14 protein-coding genes are annotated in these 17,036 nt (G+C 46.2%); 1 reads left to right on the top strand and 13 read right to left on the bottom strand.

The genetic code is table 11. From position 1 onward, the window contains the following. The 3 genes from C2756_RS00925 to secA form a co-directional block, all read right to left on the bottom strand. Positions 1 to 858, bottom strand: a complete 858-nt coding sequence (locus C2756_RS00925) for an ATP-binding protein (RefSeq protein ID WP_215297246.1) — start codon at positions 856 to 858, stop codon at positions 1 to 3. 13 nt (positions 859 to 871) lie between these two features. Next, entirely contained in the window at positions 872 to 2,107 is a 1,236-nt protein-coding gene (gene argJ, locus C2756_RS00920) for a bifunctional glutamate N-acetyltransferase/amino-acid acetyltransferase ArgJ (RefSeq protein WP_215319537.1), read from the bottom strand. A 143-nt stretch (positions 2,108 to 2,250) separates the two neighbouring features. Next, positions 2,251 to 5,016, bottom strand: coding sequence for a preprotein translocase subunit SecA (gene secA, locus C2756_RS00915; RefSeq protein ID WP_215319536.1), 2,766 nt, complete (start codon positions 5,014 to 5,016; stop codon positions 2,251 to 2,253). 15 nt (positions 5,017 to 5,031) lie between these two features. Between secA and C2756_RS00910 the strand changes: the two genes are divergently transcribed. Continuing rightward, the gene (locus tag C2756_RS00910; RefSeq protein WP_251372080.1) at positions 5,032 to 5,574 is read left to right on the top strand and encodes a hypothetical protein; all 543 of its coding nucleotides are present in this window, start codon (positions 5,032 to 5,034) and stop codon (positions 5,572 to 5,574) included. 8 nt (positions 5,575 to 5,582) lie between these two features. Here C2756_RS00910 and lpxC read toward each other — a convergent pair whose 3' ends face one another. The 10 genes from lpxC to murD form a co-directional block, all read right to left on the bottom strand. After that, positions 5,583 to 6,497 (bottom strand): UDP-3-O-acyl-N-acetylglucosamine deacetylase, encoded by a 915-nt coding sequence (gene lpxC, locus C2756_RS00905; RefSeq protein ID WP_215296204.1) that lies wholly within the window; start codon positions 6,495 to 6,497, stop codon positions 5,583 to 5,585. A 43-nt stretch (positions 6,498 to 6,540) separates the two neighbouring features. After that, positions 6,541 to 7,041: a peroxiredoxin gene (locus C2756_RS00900; protein ID WP_215319535.1), complete on the bottom strand. Its 501-nt coding sequence runs from the start codon at positions 7,039 to 7,041 to the stop codon at positions 6,541 to 6,543. Between the two features lie 112 nt (positions 7,042 to 7,153). Then, a complete protein-coding gene (ftsZ, locus tag C2756_RS00895; RefSeq protein WP_215296202.1) occupies positions 7,154 to 8,494 on the bottom strand; it encodes a cell division protein FtsZ in 1,341 nt (446 codons plus the stop codon). Positions 8,495 to 8,541: 47 nt separating this feature from the next. After that, on the bottom strand, positions 8,542 to 9,771 hold the full coding sequence (gene ftsA, locus C2756_RS00890; RefSeq protein WP_215296200.1) for a cell division protein FtsA: 1,230 nt from the start codon (positions 9,769 to 9,771) through the stop codon (positions 8,542 to 8,544). Between the two features lie 10 nt (positions 9,772 to 9,781). After that, positions 9,782 to 10,639 (bottom strand): cell division protein FtsQ/DivIB, encoded by an 858-nt coding sequence (locus tag C2756_RS00885; RefSeq protein ID WP_215319534.1) that lies wholly within the window; start codon positions 10,637 to 10,639, stop codon positions 9,782 to 9,784. Further along, complete coding sequence (locus C2756_RS00880; RefSeq protein ID WP_215319533.1) at positions 10,636 to 11,643, bottom strand: D-alanine--D-alanine ligase; 1,008 nt, start codon at positions 11,641 to 11,643, stop codon at positions 10,636 to 10,638. The genes C2756_RS00885 and C2756_RS00880 overlap by 4 nt, the downstream gene beginning before the upstream one ends. Continuing rightward, the gene (gene murC, locus C2756_RS00875) at positions 11,636 to 13,072 is read right to left on the bottom strand and encodes a UDP-N-acetylmuramate--L-alanine ligase (protein WP_215319532.1); all 1,437 of its coding nucleotides are present in this window, start codon (positions 13,070 to 13,072) and stop codon (positions 11,636 to 11,638) included. Before murC ends, C2756_RS00880 begins: the two co-directional genes overlap by 8 nt. After that, positions 13,069 to 14,142, bottom strand: coding sequence for an undecaprenyldiphospho-muramoylpentapeptide beta-N-acetylglucosaminyltransferase (murG, locus tag C2756_RS00870; RefSeq protein WP_256437780.1), 1,074 nt, complete (start codon positions 14,140 to 14,142; stop codon positions 13,069 to 13,071). The genes murC and murG overlap by 4 nt, the downstream gene beginning before the upstream one ends. After that, on the bottom strand, positions 14,139 to 15,410 hold the full coding sequence (ftsW, locus tag C2756_RS00865; protein WP_215296195.1) for a putative lipid II flippase FtsW: 1,272 nt from the start codon (positions 15,408 to 15,410) through the stop codon (positions 14,139 to 14,141). The genes murG and ftsW overlap by 4 nt, the downstream gene beginning before the upstream one ends. Next, positions 15,407 to 17,029: a UDP-N-acetylmuramoyl-L-alanine--D-glutamate ligase gene (murD, locus tag C2756_RS00860; protein WP_215319531.1), complete on the bottom strand. Its 1,623-nt coding sequence runs from the start codon at positions 17,027 to 17,029 to the stop codon at positions 15,407 to 15,409. The genes ftsW and murD overlap by 4 nt, the downstream gene beginning before the upstream one ends. Positions 17,030 to 17,036 lie beyond the last annotated feature (7 nt).

The raw sequence follows: 17,036 nt of genomic DNA, 5'->3' as shown, positions 1-17,036 counted from the left end.
TTAGGCGTGTGATCCAGCCCAATGTTTTGCAAACTGCCAAGCCACGCGGCCAGAACGAGAACCGCGCTCTAAAGCCCAAACGAGCGCCTCTGCACGAGCAGCCGCAATTTGCTCAGCACTCAGACCAAAATGTGCCAACCAGTGAGCCACAATTGCTAAATACTCATCTTGCTTAGGCGGATAAAACGAGAGCCACAAACCAAAGCGCTCTGATAAAGAAATCTTTTCTTCCACTACCTCACCTGGATGAATTTCGCCATCATCGCCGTGTACATAACCTTCGTTATCCTTCATATACTCCGGCAATAAATGACGACGATTAGAGGTGGCATAGATCAAAATATTATCGACTTGAGCCGATACGGAGCCATCAAGAGCAGATTTCATAGCCTTATAGCCTGACTCACCGTCTTCAAAGGAGAGATCGTCGCAGAAAATAATGAAGCGCTCGGGACGATCAGCCAGAAGCTCCGTGATATCGGCCAAGTCAGCAAGATGCTCTTTTTCCACCTCTACCAGACGCAGGCCTTGGCTTGCAAACTCGTGCAAGCTGGCTTTAATCAAGGAAGACTTACCCGTTCCTCGGGCGCCAGTAAGCAGAATATTATTAGCCGGTTTTTTCTGGATGAAATTTTTAGTGTTATCCCGAATCGCATCTCTTTGACGATCAATGTTTTGAAGGTCTTCAAAGGTAATATCAGACACATGCTTGACTGGCTGTAAAAATCCAATACTGCCAAAGATACTGTCTCTACGACGCCATCTAAATGCAGTGGAAGATTTCCACTGTTCATCAGTTAATGGTTTTGGTAAAAAGGTTTCGAGATGATCTAAAAGACGGTCTAATTTTTCATTCATATGATTGATATCTTTAAGAGCGATAGTCCGCATTAATCGAAACATAGTCATGCGACAAGTCACAGGTCCACATCGTTTGAGTAGCAGTTCCGCGCCCTAGGTCAATCTTGACTGTAATTTCTGGAGCCTGCATTACTCTTTGACCATCTGCCTCTTGATAACTTGGATTGCGCCCGCCATCTTTAGTAACCCAAACATCACCCAGCCACATTTGGACATGATTAACGTCTAAGTCTTTTATGCCTGCGTAACCAATAGCCGCAAGAATACGACCCAAATTAGGATCACTCGCGAAGAATGCGGTTTTAACCAATGGTGAATGAGCTACTGCTTTTGCTACTAGACGGCATTCTTCAGCAGTCTTGCCACCAACCACTTCAATTGTCATGAACTTAGTGGCACCTTCGCCATCACGCACAATCATCTGCGCTAATTTTCTAGCTAGGGTAATTAAAGCCTCGCGCACGATGGTGTAACTGGGGTCGCTGGTCGACTTGATGTGTACTGACGATTGATCAGTCGCCATGATGATGAAGGAATCATTAGTCGAGGTATCACCATCAATCGTGATAGCGTTAAACGAAAGATCAGCAACCTCGCGAGTGAGTTCGCTCAATAAGCCAGGGGCAAAACCAGCGTCAGTGGCGATAAATCCCAACATGGTTGCCATATTGGGATGAATCATTCCTGCGCCCTTACAAATACCCGTCAACACAACTTGACCAGCTGGCGTTTGAACCGTGACTGAACTTGCCTTTGGCTGAGTATCTGTAGTCATGATTGCTTGGGCCGCATCAAACCAGTTGTCCTCACCCAAATTAGCTACTGCCTTGGGAAGCGCAGTAATGATTTTCTGAATCGGTAAAGACTCCAGAATCACCCCTGTTGAAAATGGCAAGATCTGCTCTGGATTGATCTTGAGATCCTTGGCTAAAGCAGCGCATGTTTCTAAAGCATGTTTCATACCCTGCTCACCTGTGCCGGCGTTTGCATTACCAGTGTTGACAACTAAGGCCCGAATTTCGCCATTTCGACCCTCTTGCGCCAGATGCTCGCGGCAAACTTGAACAGGGGCGGCGCAAAAACGATTCAAGGTAAAAACACCAGCGACTTGTGAGCCAGGAGCAAGAGTCATCACCAATAAATCTTTACGATTGGCCTTCTTAATTCCAGCTTCAGCGATACCCATCTCAAAACCTTTAACAGGCTTCAGATCGGCTTTTTGGGGGAGAGGTAAATTAACTGTCATAGTCTGATAATTGTAGATGAGGCGTATCAAAAACAGGGGGAGATATCAATTTATCTCCAATTTCGGCATTGAAATAAAAATAGCCAAAAAAAAGGCTCTGCATTAGCCGAGCCATTTGATGATTAACGCATTCAGGGCGATGGTTAAGTTAATGCACCACAGCAGTTCTTGTACTTCTTGCCACTACCACAAGAACAAGGATCGTTTCGACCAATCTTCGGACCAGTACGGACTGGCGCTGGTTGAATATCAATTGCAGCGCCGCGATCACCAGTAGAGCCAGCAACTTCCATATCGGCATCTGCATGCTGGTACTGAAGATCTTTTAACTTAGCTAAATCTTCATTCATCGATTCTGCTGCGCGATCTAATTCACTCGCACTACGAATTTGTACCGTCGTGATGCTCTTAACAACATCATTCTTAATAGTACTCAAGAGTTCGCCATATAGCTCAAAGGCTTCGCGGCGATACTCTTGTTTTGGATCTTTTTGGGCATAGCCCCGCAAGTGAATTCCTTGGCGCAAATGATCTAAAGCAGCCAAGTGCTCACGCCAATGGGTATCTACGCTATAGAGCAGTACAGAGCGCTCAAAGCCAGCAAAAGATTCACGTCCAGAGAGATCAACCTTCGCATCATAAGACTCTTTAGCAGCAGCTAATACACGTTCCACGATCTCTGCGTCATCGACACTTTCCGCGCCCTCAACCCATTTCTGCAAATCAACCGTCAGACCCCACTCATTAGCTAGGGCATTCTCCAGTCCAAGCAAATCCCACTGCTCTTCCATAGACTCTAGGGGAACATAGAAAGAGCAAACGGAACGCAATACATCCTCGCGCAAATTAGCAATCAGCTCTCCAATATCCTGGCTCTCAAGTACTTCATTTCTGAGGCGATAGGTTTCTTTGCGCTGATCATTAGCAACATCGTCATACTCGAGCAACTGCTTACGAATATCAAAGTTACGGCCCTCGACCTTACGTTGCGCAGACTCAATAGAACGCGTCACCATACCCGCTTCAATCGGCTCGCCGTCAGGCATTTTCAAGCGCTCCATGACAGACCTTAAGCGGTCACCAGCAAAGATACGCAGCAATGGATCATCTAAAGACAGAAAAAAACGTGAAGAGCCTGGATCACCTTGTCGACCAGAGCGACCTCTTAATTGATTGTCGATACGACGACTCTCATGGCGCTCAGTACCGATAATATGCAAACCACCTGCAGCTAACACTTGATCATGAATGCTTTGCCATTCATCTTGAAGCTGCTTAATCTTGCTCGCTTTTTCTGGATCTGATAAAGCCTCATCAGCTTCAATCAAGGTGGACTGCTTGCCCACATTACCACCAAGCACGATATCGGTACCACGACCAGCCATATTAGTGGCAATCGTAATCATCTTCGGACGACCTGCCTGCGCAATGATTTCTGCTTCACGGGCATGTTGTTTTGCATTCAAGACTTGATGCGGCAACTTACGCTTGTCTAATAAGCCAGAGATTAATTCTGAGTTTTCAATCGAGGTTGTGCCAACCAATACTGGTTGACCACGCTCATAGCAATCTTCAATATCTTTGATAACAGCGTCATAACGTTCGCGAGAAGACTTATAGATTTGATCTTGTTTGTCTTTTCTTTGGCTAATACGATTGGGTGGAATGACTACGGTTTCAAGGTTGTAAATTTCCTTGAACTCATATGCTTCAGTATCAGCAGTACCAGTCATACCAGCCAACTTGCCATACATCCGGAAATAGTTCTGGAAAGTAATCGTTGCTAAGGTTTGATTCTCATTCTGAATCGGCACACCTTCTTTAGCCTCGACTGCCTGATGCAAACCATCAGACCAACGACGGCCTTGCATTAATCGACCAGTAAATTCATCAACAATGATGACTTCTTTGTTTTGCACAACATAGTGTTGGTCTCGGTTGTACAAAGTATGTGCACGTAAGGCTGCATATACATGGTGCATCAAGGTGATGTTCTGTGGCGCATAGAGAGAGTCGCCATCATTTAAAGCGCCAATCTGAACCAATACTTGCTCAGCTTTATCGTGGCCCTGCTCAGTTAAATAGACCTGCTGAGATTTTTCATCTACCCAATAGTCACCTGGCTTTTCAACACCAGTACCATCCGCTTTCTCTTCACCAATCTGACGCTCTAAATGAGAAGGCAGCACATTCATTTTGATATAGAGATCAGTGTGATCATCCGCTTGACCAGAGATGATTAATGGCGTGCGAGCCTCATCAATCAAAATCGAGTCAACTTCGTCAACGATCGCATAAGCTAAGCCACGTTGCACACGCTGATCCAAATCTTGGACCATGTTGTCGCGCAAGTAATCGAAACCGAATTCATTGTTGGTACCATAAGTAATGTCGGCTGCGTATGCTTCTTGCTTGGTGTTGTGATCCATCTGCGATAAATTGACACCCACCTTCATACCCAAGAAGTTATACAACTTCGCCATCCATTCAGCGTCACGTTGCGCCAAATAATCGTTCACCGTAACAACATGAACACCTTTACCGGTCAAAGCATTCAAATACACTGGGAGTGTGGCAGTTAAAGTTTTACCCTCACCCGTACCCATCTCAGCAATCTTGCCTTGGTGAAGTGCCAGTCCACCCATGAGCTGAGCATCAAAGTGACGCATTTTCATAACGCGTACGCTAGCTTCACGCACTACTGCGAATGCTTCAGGCGCAATGTCATCTAAAGACTCGCCAGCAGCCAGTCGAGACTTAAATTCAGCAGTTTTAGCGGCAAGCGCAACATCATCCAAAGATTGCAGGCTTGGCTCGAAAGCGCCAACCTTGGCAACGACTTTGCGATACTGTTTTAAGAGGCGGTCGTTACGACTGCCGACCAGGGTTTTAAGAAGACCGATTACCATGGGATATTGAAGAAAATGAAGACCTTGAGTTTATCACCCGTAACCCCATTTTTTATGAACTCTGCCCCTAAACCATCCCGCAAGCACAAGGCCTATGACTGGCTTGATTACCTACGCAAATCCAATGGTCTTGGGGGAATACTGGCTAAGACCGAAGATCTAGCCAGAATCAAGTCCGCCTTAGGAATAGCGCTGGATAAACTGGGTTTGGGCCATCTCAGCCCCAAAATTGATGCTGGGTGGCACTCTGGAAGCCAAGATGAACTCTTTTTACTGGTCAGTAGTGCCAGCATCGCCAGTCGTTTGCAACAAAATTTACCTAGCTTAATCAATGAGTTATCAAAATTAGGGCTGAAATGCAGCGCTATTAAAGTCAAAATGAAGCCAGCGCCCGCAGGGTGGGAAGTAAAACCTCGCGCTAACGATCAGCAGCATCGCAAACCCCAAGGTTTTAATGCCATTGCTAAAAAATCATGGGAAGAGTTACTAGAAAAGCTTGCTCCAGACTCTGAACTGCGGAAGACGGTAGAGCGATTACTGCAGCATAAGCCGAAGTAATTCAACACTCAAAAGAATAAAGGTTGGCTTTCTTGAGAGAAAGCCTCAGGGGCCTTATTTTCAGCAAAGCTACTAATTTCATAAGAACTGGGATCTTCTAAGAGCTTACGTAATAAAGCGTTATTGAGTGCATGACCTGATTTTTCAGCCACATAAGCTCCCACAATGGGATGACCTACTAAGTAGAGGTCGCCAATCGCATCCAAAATTTTGTGGCGCACAAACTCATCCTCATAACGAAGTTCTTCGTTATTCAAAATACGGTGCTCATCCAAAACAATCGCATTATCTAAGCTACCGCCTCGTGCTAGGCCCATTTCTCTTAAAGCCTCTACTTCGTGAGCAAAACCAAACGTGCGTGCCCGTCCAATTTCACTACGATATGCATGCTCTGCAAAATCGACAATAAATCGCTGACCCGTTTTATCAACAGCGGGATGTTTAAAGTCGATTGTGAAATCCAACTTAAACCCGAAAAAAGGTTCAAGGCGAGCAAGTTTGTCGCCATCACGTACTTCAACTGGTTTTTTAATGACTACAAATTGACGAGCAGCCGCTTGCTCAACAATACCAGCAGATTCAATCAAAAATAGAAATGAAGCAGCACTTCCATCCATGATGGGGACTTCTTCACCATCAAGCTCAATCAAGAGATTATCCAAACCTAAGCCAGCACAAGCCGAGAGCAAGTGCTCTACTGTAGAAACTCTCACACCATCTTTTTGGATCACAGACGCAAGCCGTGTATCGCATACAGCCAAAGCAGTTGCGGGTACTACCGACTGCTCTGGAGTATCAACACGGACAAACTGAATCCCTGAATCAACTGGCGCAGGTTTAATAGAGATCGTCACCTTGCTGCCAGAATGCAAACCAATTCCCACGGTTTTAACCGGAGTGGCAATCGTTCTTTGCTTCATCATGATGACGTCTCTAAATTCAGGGGAGGTTAGTTAATAAATTGAATTACAGTTTTTTCAGAATAGAAGCGGCATCACTGACTTCAAATTTACCTGGCGCTTCGCGCTCCAAAGTTTTTACTACGCCATCTTCCACAATCATGGCATAGCGATCAGAACGCACACCAAAACCACGGGCAGTCAAATCCAGCTCCAAGCCTACCTTTTTGGTGAACTCAGCACTGCCGTCACCCAACATGCGAATTTTTTTACCTACCTTTTGGTCACGGCCCCATGCGCCCATCACAAATGGGTCATTCACAGAAATACACCAAATCTCATCCACACCCTTTGCTTTAATCGCATCGTAGTGCTCAACATATCCAGGGACATGCTTTGCAGAGCAGGTCGGCGTAAAGGCGCCAGGCAATGCAAAGATCACAATCTTTTTGCCAGCCATCAGCTTTTCAACTTCAAAAGCATTAGGCCCTAACGCACAGCCTTCAGTCTCTTCGTTAAAAAATTCATAAAGAGAAGCATTTGGTAATTTTTGTCCAACAGCAATCATGATGTCTCCAATAGGTAATTGTTAGTAAGCATGCCAACGCAAGCGCGGGATTCGTCGTCCGGAGGGGCGCCGCGCTGGCATTTCGCAATGACCTATTGTATTAAGCAGTCAATTAATCTGCTTGCTTACGTAAAAAAGCAGGGATTTCATAGTAATCAGCCCCTTTATCAAGCAAGGTCTTTGCTTGAGGGGAGCTATCGGCACCTAAAGTCGGTGCAGCGCTTGCCTCACGAGAGCTACGAAATACTCGTGGCAAATCATACTGACTGTAATCAACACCGCTGCTTGCTGGTTGCGCAGCTGTTGCAGGCGCACTACCAGAACCTGTCAAAGCCATACCCGCGCTAGTACTCAAAGCAGAATCTAGGCTAACCTTGCTCATCGCTGCTGATGCACTAGCAGGAGCAAAGCTATTGAGATCTGCCATCGTTGGCATTGCATCATGCGTACCAGTCGCTTGTCTCCATACCACTTCTGGTTGGTGATTTTGGCGGGCTTGTGGATTATTCAAGCCAGTAGCAACTACCGTGACACGCAATGCATCGCCTAAGCTCTCGTCATATACCGTTCCGAAGATCACAGTTGCATCATCAGCAGCATAACCACGAATAGCAGCCATGACTTCACGTGTTTCAGACAGCTTCAATGAACGATTGGCAGTAATGTTGACCAAAACGCCGCGAGCACCAGATAAATCAACCCCCTCAAGCAGTGGAGAAGCAACAGCAGCTTCAGCAGCCAAGCGGGCACGATCCATACCTGAAACCGTTGCGGTTCCCATCATTGCTTTACCTTGCTCGCCCATAACAGTCTTCACGTCTTCAAAGTCAACGTTAATTAAGCCTTGAACATTGATGATTTCTGCAATACCAGAAACAGCGTTGTGCAATACATCATCGGCACAAGCAAAGGCCTTATCAAACTCAGCGTCTTCACCCATCACTTCAAAGAGCTTTTCATTGAGCACCACAATTAATGAATCCACATAGGACTCAAGTTCGGTTGCCCCATTCTCTGCTACTTTCAAGCGCTTGACGCCCTCAAAATCAAATGGCTTACTAATCACACCAACGGTCAGAATGCCCATTTCTTTTGCCACTTGAGCAACGATAGGTGCCGCACCTGTTCCAGTGCCGCCACCCATACCAGCAGTGATAAATACCATATGTGCACCTTGCAATACATCAGCAATGCGTGCACGAGCTTCTTCTGCAGAAGCTGCACCAATTTCTGGTTTAGCGCCCGCACCCAATCCGCTAGAGCCCAGTTGCAAATTCACAGATGCCTCAGAGCGCTGTAATGCGCCAGCATCGGTGTTCATGCAAATGAACTCTACGCCATTGACACCGCGACGGATCATGTGCTGGACTGCATTACCACCAGCCCCACCGACTCCAACCACTTTAATAATGGTTTTACCGGCTGTTTCTTGATCTAACATTTCAAATTCCATATACCCTCCTAGGTAAAAAACGGACTACATTGACGACGACGAAAAACTTAAAAATTTCCTGCAAACCATTCCTTCATGCGCGACATCACACCTTGCAACGCCCCTGATTGAGAAAAACGGCGGCCACGCAATAACTGCACCTGACCTTCCATTAATAAACCGATGCTGGTAGCAAATCTCGGACTACGTAAGACCTCATGCAAATGACCGCGATATTCTGGAGTGCCAATACGAGCCGGTCTTAAGAACACTTGCTCGGCTAGCTCAACCATTCCTGGCATCAATGAAGTACCGCCAGTCAAAACAATTCCAGAAGAAACCATGTCTTCATAGCCAGAATCACGCACAACTCCTCTAACCAAAGTAAATAATTCTTCAACCCGTGGCTCGATCACCGCAGCTAAAGCTTGCTTGGACATTGGCCGTGGGTCACGATCACCCATACCAGGGACATCGATCATGGCGGTTGGATCGGCCATTTCTTGACGTGCAATACCGTGAGCAATCTTTAAATCTTCGGCATCAATTGTTGGCGTACGTAATGCCATCGCGATGTCATTGGTAATTTGATCACCAGCAATAGGAATTACCGCTGTATGACGAATCGATCCTTGGCAATAGATTGCAATATCAGTTGTGCCGCCACCAATATCTACCAAGACAACACCAAGCTCTTTTTCATCTTCAGTTAAGACTGCAAGGCTCGAGGCCAAAGGCTGCAAAATGAGATCATTGACTTCAAGACCGCAGCGACGCACACACTTCACAATATTTTGCGCGGCGCTTACCGCACCCGTGACAATATGTACTTTGACTTCTAAGCGAAGGCCGCTCATCCCAATCGGCTCACGAACATCTTCCTGTCCATCGATAATGAATTCTTGAACAAGAATGTGCAAAATTTGTTGATCCGTTGGAATGTTGATTGCTTTGGCTGTCTCTAGAACGCGCTCCACATCACCTGCGGTAACTTCTTTATCGCGGATAGCCACCATACCGCTCGAGTTGAAACTCACAATATGGTTACCTGCGATACCCGTAAAGGCCTGAACGATTTGACGATCAGCCATGATCTCGGCTTCTTCTAAAGCCTTCTGAATCGATTGAACAGTAGCTTCAATGTTGACGACAACGCCCTTCTTCAACCCTTTTGAAGAAGTTTGACCAACACCCACCACATTAAATTTGCCATCGGGTGCCAATTCAGCAACTAAGGCAACCACCTTGGAGGTTCCAATATCTAAACCAACCAATAGGTCGCGATTGTCTTTACTCATTCCCATTCCTTCATTGCTTCAACTCGCTTTTCTTGCCATCAACATCATTCTTTTTCACACTTGCAGATGCTAGATGAACTGCAAAACCATTGGGATAACGTAAATCCACGGCATCAATTCGATTGGCCCACTTTTCTTGCACTTGTGGCCAATACTTAAAAAGACGCGCAATACGCTCTTCCGTTAATGTTTTGTCTGAATTCTCTTCGTCGCGCCCAAATTCGACTCTCATGCCGTTGGATAGCTTGATATGCCAGGCATAGCGCTCAGTCAAGGCAAGACTGACAACCTCAGCACCCCAAGGTTTAAACCAGTTATTGGATCGCTCATAGAGACTCATCACTTCCTTACTCGCATCATCCGGACCATAGAAATCGACCAATCGAATGTCATCACTAATCTCAGAAACGCGACCAGCAAAAATTTCTCCATGATTGTTAATTAGCACATGACTATCGGAACCGCCCCATGTACCAAATGGTTTCTGTTCTTCAATACTCACAATCAAACCGTTAGGCCAAACTCGGCGCACATTGGCATGGCGTACCCACGGCATACTTTCAAAGCCGCGCTTTACTTCCTCAAGACGCACACTAAAGAAGTTTCCCTGCACAGTTTCATAAACCTGCCGCTTCACAATGGCTTTATTAATGTGTTTTAGTGTTTGACCAGCAACTGGTTCAATCTGAATTTGCTTTAGCGCAAATACGGGGCGCTGACTAAGCCACACCAAGGCCCCTAGCACCATCATTAATACGAAGCAACTCATTAAGAAACGACTGAGCTTTTGCATCCGATCTGGATGATTCCAGAGTGGTGACATCAACATGCCGAAAATTTCACCGAACCGGTCCATGAAATTACTCATGCAAGGGCACCTTCTTTTTGTTCTAAGGTTTGACTGAGTAACCAAAGAACTAAATCTGCATACTCAATGCCGGCAGCTTTTGCAGCCATTGGCACCAAAGAATGGGAAGTCATGCCCGGAGAGGTATTCATTTCAAGCAAATAAGGTTTGCCGGTTTTTTGATCTAACATCACATCGGCGCGACCCCAGGTACGGCAACCGAGTGCTTTATAGGCAGCTAAAGCCAGCGCTTGAACTCGCTCGTTTACTTCTGAGGCAAGTCCAGTGGGGCATAGATACTGCGTTTCATCTGAAAAATATTTGTTATGGAAATCGTAATTGGCTTGCGGCGGAATAATTTTGATTACTGGCAAGGCTTCGGTATTGCTACCCTGACCAACTAAGGGGCAAGTCAACTCATCACCAATGATGCATGTTTCTGCAATGACCTTCTTGTCCAGTCCTGCAGCCAATTGATAAGCAGCCGGTAATTCATCGACGGATTTCACCTTAGTTAAACCGAGCGAAGAACCTTCATGAGCAGGCTTCACAATCAAAGGTAAACCAAGATGCTTCACTACTGCATTCCAGTCACTATTGGCGGTTAACTCTTCAAATTCAGGAGTAGCGAGCCCATTACCAATCCACACTTGCTTAGTGACAATCTTGTCAATTGCTAAGGCTGATGCCAAGACACCACTACCGGTATAAGGTAAATCAAGTAGATCTAGCAAGCCTTGAATAGTTCCATCCTCACCATATCGACCATGCAAGGAAATAAAAATACGATCAAATTTCTCAGAAACTAATTCTGTCGGATTACGCAATCCTGGATCAAAGCCATGGGCGTCAACTCCCTTAGATAGAAGGGCTTGCAGCACACCATTGCCAGACAACAAAGAAATTTCACGCTCACCAGAGCGCCCGCCAAGCAAAACCCCTACTCGACCGAGAGACTTCACATCTAAGCTTGCTAGCCTTGATTTAACTCGGCCACCCCATGCGCTGAGAATATGCTCAGACATTTTTTGCCTCCGACAAGGTGTGAGACAAAGCAGAAATTGAACCCGCGCCCATCGTAATTAATACATCCCCATCTTTTAAAACGTGACTTAATTTTTCTGGCATCTCAGCAACATTGGATGCAAATACTACTGCGGAAGAATTGAGTGGTGCTTTCGAATTTTTCTCTTCAGCTAAAGTAGCTTTCATCAAACTCTTACCATCTGCGCCTGGAATCTTCGCCTCTCCAGCGGGATAAACCTCAGTTAATACCAAAGCATCAAAATTTCGGAGTACTTGTACAAATTCACCAAAACAATCCCGTGTTCTTGTAAAGCGATGTGGCTGGAATGCGAGAACTAAGCGACGACCTGGAAATGCGCCACGTGCTGCGGCTAAAGTAGCAGCCATCTCTACCGGGTGATGACCATAGTCATCGATCAAAGTAAAACTACCTCCAGAGGCAAGTGGAAGCTCGCCATAACGCTGGAAACGTCGACCAACACCGCCAAATTCAGACAGTGCTTTTGTGATCGCTTCATCGCCAACACCCAATTCAGTAGCAATACCAATTGCCGCAAGCGCATTTCGCACGTTATGCAAGCCAGGCAAATTCAGCGTCACATTGAGTGGTCCAGGTTTGTTGCCATGACGCCGAACAGTACGACGCTCAACCGTAAAGTGCATGCTGGTGCCATCAGCACGAATATTGCTTGCACGAATGTCTGCATCTTCTGAGAGGCCATAGCGTAATACAGGCTGCGAAACAAAAGGAATGATGTCGCGTACATTTGCATCATCAATACATAAAACAGCTACACCATAAAAAGGCATCCGCTGGATAAATTGCACGAAAGCTTGTTTCAATCTCGCCATATCGTGCTGATAGGTGTCCATATGATCAGCATCAATATTGGTCACCACTTCCATTGCGGGGAATAGTTGCAAGAACGAAGCATCGGATTCATCCGCTTCAACGACAATGAAATCACCCTGGCCTAAACGGGCATTGGCACCAGCAGAATTCAGCTTGCCACCAATCACAAAGGTTGGATCCAGGCCGCCCTCAGCCAGTACGGAGGCTACTAAACTTGTTGTTGTTGTCTTGCCATGCGTGCCAGCAATCGCAATGCCTTGCTTCAAACGCATTAACTCACCCAACATCACAGCACGCTGGATCACAGGAATTTTTGCTGCGCGTGCAGCCAATACCTCAGGATTATTCCCAGCCACTGCCGTAGAAATAACCACCGCTTCTGCAGTACCTACATTTTTTGGATCATGTCCAATATGAATCACCGCGCCCAAGTCTTTTAAGCGCTTCGTTGTAACGCTCTCGGCTAAATCAGAGCCCGAGACTTGATAGCCTAAATTCAAAAGTACTTCGGCGATACCGCTCATACCGGCGCCGCCAATACCAATGAAATGAATTTGTTGAACGATATGTTTCATACGCCCACCCCCGCACAATCAGCACACACTTCAGCTACGCGCTGAGTTGCATGTGGCTTAGCCAATGCATGAGCACGCATGGCCATTTCTTGAAGATCATCACGATTGAAGTTTTGAATCATCAAAGCCAAATCCTGAGGATTGAGATATTGCTGAGGTAACAGGACTGCTGCATTAGCATCTGATAAAAATTTGGCATTAGCGGTTTGATGATCATCAATCGCATAGGGGAAGGGAATCAAGCAAGAAGCTACACCGCATGCTGCCAACTCTGAAACTGTCATTGCACCAGATCGACAAATCACTAAATCCGCCTGCGCGTACGCAGTTGGCATATCGTCAATGAACGGACGAATATCAGCCTCAACGCCACACTCCGCATAACGTTTTTGTAAATCGACTAAATGCTTATCTCCCGCCTGGTGGATCACTGTTGGTCGAGCATCTTTTGGAATCAACGCTAAAGCAGCTGGAATATTTTCATTTAGCGCTGCTGCCCCCAAACTACCCCCAACAACTAAAATAGATAAAGGGCCTTGGCGTTGCTGATAACGTAGATCTGGTTTTTGTATATGGTCAAATTCTTCACGAATAGGATTACCAACCCACTCTGCTTTTTCCATAGTGTTAGGAAAGCCTGTTAAGGTACGCATGGCAATTTTTGTCAGCGCACGATTAGCGCTTCCCGCTACAGAGTTTGATTCATGTAGCACTAATGGGCGCTTCAAGAATTTTGTCACCAAGCCACCTGGGAAAGTAATGTATCCACCCATCCCCAAAACAACGCTTGGCTTTAAACGGCGCATGATCTTCCAACTCTGAAAGCATGCTCGTATCAAATTGATCGGCAACATGAGCTTGGCCCTCAAGCCCTTACCACGCAAACCGCCAAACTCAACTGCTTCAAACGGAAAGTCACAAGACTTCACAAGCCGATACTCCATGCCACTTTGATTGCCCAACCACGACACATTCCAACCACATATCCGCAAATATTCAGCCACAGCAAGGCCTGGGAAGATATGCCCACCAGTACCGCCAGCCATGACTAATATTGAGGGTTTGGTCACAGCTTCCCTCCGCGCATCAGAATGCGATTCTCATAATCAATTCGCAATAGCATCGCAATCGCGACTGCATTCATCAAAATTCCAGATCCGCCATAACTCACTAATGGCAGAGTTAAGCCTTTTGTAGGGAGCAAACCCAAGTTCACACCCATATTGATAAATGCCTGCCAACCAATCCAGATGGCTACTCCTTTTGCTGCTAAGCCTGCAAAGCTTCGATCTAATTGCAAAGCAGTACGGCCAATGATGAAGGCTCTACGCACAATCCAGTAGAACAAGAAAATCATTACGACAACACCAACAAAGCCGAGTTCTTCACCAATCACCGCCATGATGAAGTCGGTATGCGCTTCCGGAAGATAGTGAAGTTTTTCCACGCTTCCGCCTAGACCAGTACCAAACCATTCACCTCGACCAAAAGCCATCAGCGAATGCGTCAATTGATAGCCCTTATTAGCAGCGTTATCCACTTGCCATGGATCCATAAATGCCAACATACGACCACGCCGGAATGGTGAGAGTGCAATCATGGCTGCACCACTCATTAAGCCGACCAGAATCAAACCACCAAATAATTTTGCGTTGATACCACCTAAAAACAAAATACCGAATGCAATGATGGCAACCACTACAAAGGCGCCCATATCTGGCTCCTTCATTAAGAGTCCGCCAACCAGCGCAACTGCAATACCCATTGGCAGCATTCCTTTAGAAAAAGAATGTAGATACTCTTGTCGCTGAACCGTATAACTTGCAGCAAAGATCACCGCAGCAAATTTCATTAATTCGGATGGTTGGAAATTCATCACGCCCAAGGATATCCAGCGCCTTGCACCATTCACCCCCTTACCGATGCCAGGAATCAAAACCAAAATCAGCAATAGAACGGTAAAACCAAAAATGACCGGTGAATAGCGATCCCAAACCTTGGTCGGTATCTTAAAAACTGTAATACCAACAACAACAGCAATAGCTAATGAGATCAAATGGCGAATCAAAAAATAGTTACTACTGTAGTTGGCATATTTAGGACCATCAGCCAAAGTAATTGATGCCGAATAAACCATGACTAAACCAATCAGCATGAGCGATAACACTGCCCACACCAATAATTGGTCATATTCCATCATGCGTGAACGAGTTTGCTCTACGCCAGAGACTGCGTCTCTTAAGCCAGTTCGGAAATTATCAATACCGCCCCTAGAAAAATTCCAAAAGCGATCTAAGCCAAGACGGTTTTCAGGGGATAGTTTTTCTCTAAAGTTCATACCTGAACCCCTTCAAAACGCATTCCCAATTCTTCAACCTCTGATGCAAATACCTGTGCGCGCTCCTTATAGTCTCGGAACTGATCGAGGCTCGCACATGCTGGCGATAGCAAAATCAAATCACCTGAGACCGCCTTTGCTGCAGCCGCTTGCACGGCCGCTGCTAAATTACCAGTATTGGTAAAAGAAACATCGCCACCGATTGCTTGGGCAATCTTTTCGCCATCTTTACCAATTAAGAAAACGCCCTTAACAAAACGTAATGCAGGTTCGCGCAATGGACTAAAGTCTTGACCCTTGCCATCACCCCCTGCAATGAGCCAAATTCTTTTGCCGGCTTCGTTACTACCCAAGCCATTTAAAGCGGCGACTGTAGCGCCAACGTTAGTGCCCTTACTATCATCCACATACTCAACATCATTCACAATTGCGATACTTTGTACACGGTGCGGCTCGCCATGGTAATCGCGCAAACCATGGAGCAATACATTCATCGGCAAATTAGCTGCGCGTGCTAATGCTAGAGCAGCAAGCGCATTCAAAGCATTATGACGACCCCGAATGCGCAATGCATCTGCAGGAATCAAACGCCTCAAACGCAATGGCTCATCCTCTTGAATCGCCGCGGACTTGCGACGACGCTTCGGTTTGGGATCAAGATCTTCATCGACCTCAGCCCATACCAACCAATCAATGCCACCAGCGCGCAAATCGTGCTCAATCCCAAATGCACTCTGTTCGTCAGGGCGGTTCGAACCAAAAGTGACAAGCGCTTTTTCTACTTTTTGCTCATCAGTCAACAAACCCATCACTGCTGGATCATCGCGATTCAAGATACATATCGTGTCAGAGCCAAATATTCTGGCTTTAGCCTCTGCATAGGCGCCCATATCCCCGTGCCAATCTAAATGATCTTGGGTGATATTCAGAACGGTTGCCGCAGTAGCATTTAAAGAATAGGTGTAAACCAATTGAAAGCTTGAAAGCTCCAATACCCAAACGTCTGGCAAATCCTCAATCTGATCAGCACCATTCAAACATGTCATGAGCTTATCGAGTGCTGCAGGACTGATATTGCCAGCAACCGCTACTCTCATACCAGCGCGCTCACAGAGCCGGCCGGTTAACGCAGTTGTAGTTGTTTTGCCATTGGTGCCCGTAATAGCCAACACTGAAGCTATATAGCTAGATTGCTTATCCACTGCTATGCGTGATATGGCAGCGATTGCGCGAGCAAAAAATTCAATTTCACTCCAAACATCTACTCTTGCTTTACGTGCTTTGACCAAGAATGATTCTGTTGGCTCTTGTAAGGGCGAAAGTCCGGGGCTAATACCAATCACATCAATATCCGTCAGCAGTTCATCGCTAAGAGGACCAAACTGAGAGGCTTGTAATCCGGCCAACTCAAGCTCGGCAAGCCATGCTAGCTGACGCTCAGATAACTGGGAACGATCGCGTGTATCAACTAAGTGCACTACTGCACCATTACGCAAGCACCACATTGCCATGGCAACGCCAGACTCACCGAGACCCAAAATCAAAAAGCGATGTGGGGCTACGTAGCTAGCATCAGCTACGGCCGTGGGATTAGCGAAAGTATTTTCTATAGTCAGCATATTTACT

The organism is Polynucleobacter sp. UB-Siik-W21, assembly GCF_018687415.1.
Taxonomy (GTDB): domain Bacteria; phylum Pseudomonadota; class Gammaproteobacteria; order Burkholderiales; family Burkholderiaceae; genus Polynucleobacter.
Note: the sequence above shows the minus strand (reverse complement) of the source record. Positions and strands in the feature narration are given on the sequence as shown.

Coding starts and splice junctions, on each gene's coding strand:
- murC (WP_215319532.1), bottom strand. CDS start 13,072: ATGAAACATATCGTTCAACAAATTCATTTCATTGGTATTGGCGGCGCC.
- ftsZ (WP_215296202.1), bottom strand. CDS start 8,494: ATGGAATTTGAAATGTTAGATCAAGAAACAGCCGGTAAAACCATTATT.
- ftsW (WP_215296195.1), bottom strand. CDS start 15,410: ATGAACTTTAGAGAAAAACTATCCCCTGAAAACCGTCTTGGCTTAGAT.
- C2756_RS00885 (WP_215319534.1), bottom strand. CDS start 10,639: ATGAGTAATTTCATGGACCGGTTCGGTGAAATTTTCGGCATGTTGATG.
- ftsA (WP_215296200.1), bottom strand. CDS start 9,771: ATGAGTAAAGACAATCGCGACCTATTGGTTGGTTTAGATATTGGAACC.
- secA (WP_215319536.1), bottom strand. CDS start 5,016: ATGGTAATCGGTCTTCTTAAAACCCTGGTCGGCAGTCGTAACGACCGC.
- lpxC (WP_215296204.1), bottom strand. CDS start 6,497: ATGATGAAGCAAAGAACGATTGCCACTCCGGTTAAAACCGTGGGAATT.
- C2756_RS00925 (WP_215297246.1), bottom strand. CDS start 858: ATGAATGAAAAATTAGACCGTCTTTTAGATCATCTCGAAACCTTTTTA.
- argJ (WP_215319537.1), bottom strand. CDS start 2,107: ATGACAGTTAATTTACCTCTCCCCCAAAAAGCCGATCTGAAGCCTGTT.
- murD (WP_215319531.1), bottom strand. CDS start 17,029: ATGCTGACTATAGAAAATACTTTCGCTAATCCCACGGCCGTAGCTGAT.
- C2756_RS00880 (WP_215319533.1), bottom strand. CDS start 11,643: ATGTCTGAGCATATTCTCAGCGCATGGGGTGGCCGAGTTAAATCAAGG.
- C2756_RS00900 (WP_215319535.1), bottom strand. CDS start 7,041: ATGATTGCTGTTGGACAAAAATTACCAAATGCTTCTCTTTATGAATTT.
- C2756_RS00910 (WP_251372080.1), top strand. CDS start 5,032: ATGAAGACCTTGAGTTTATCACCCGTAACCCCATTTTTTATGAACTCT.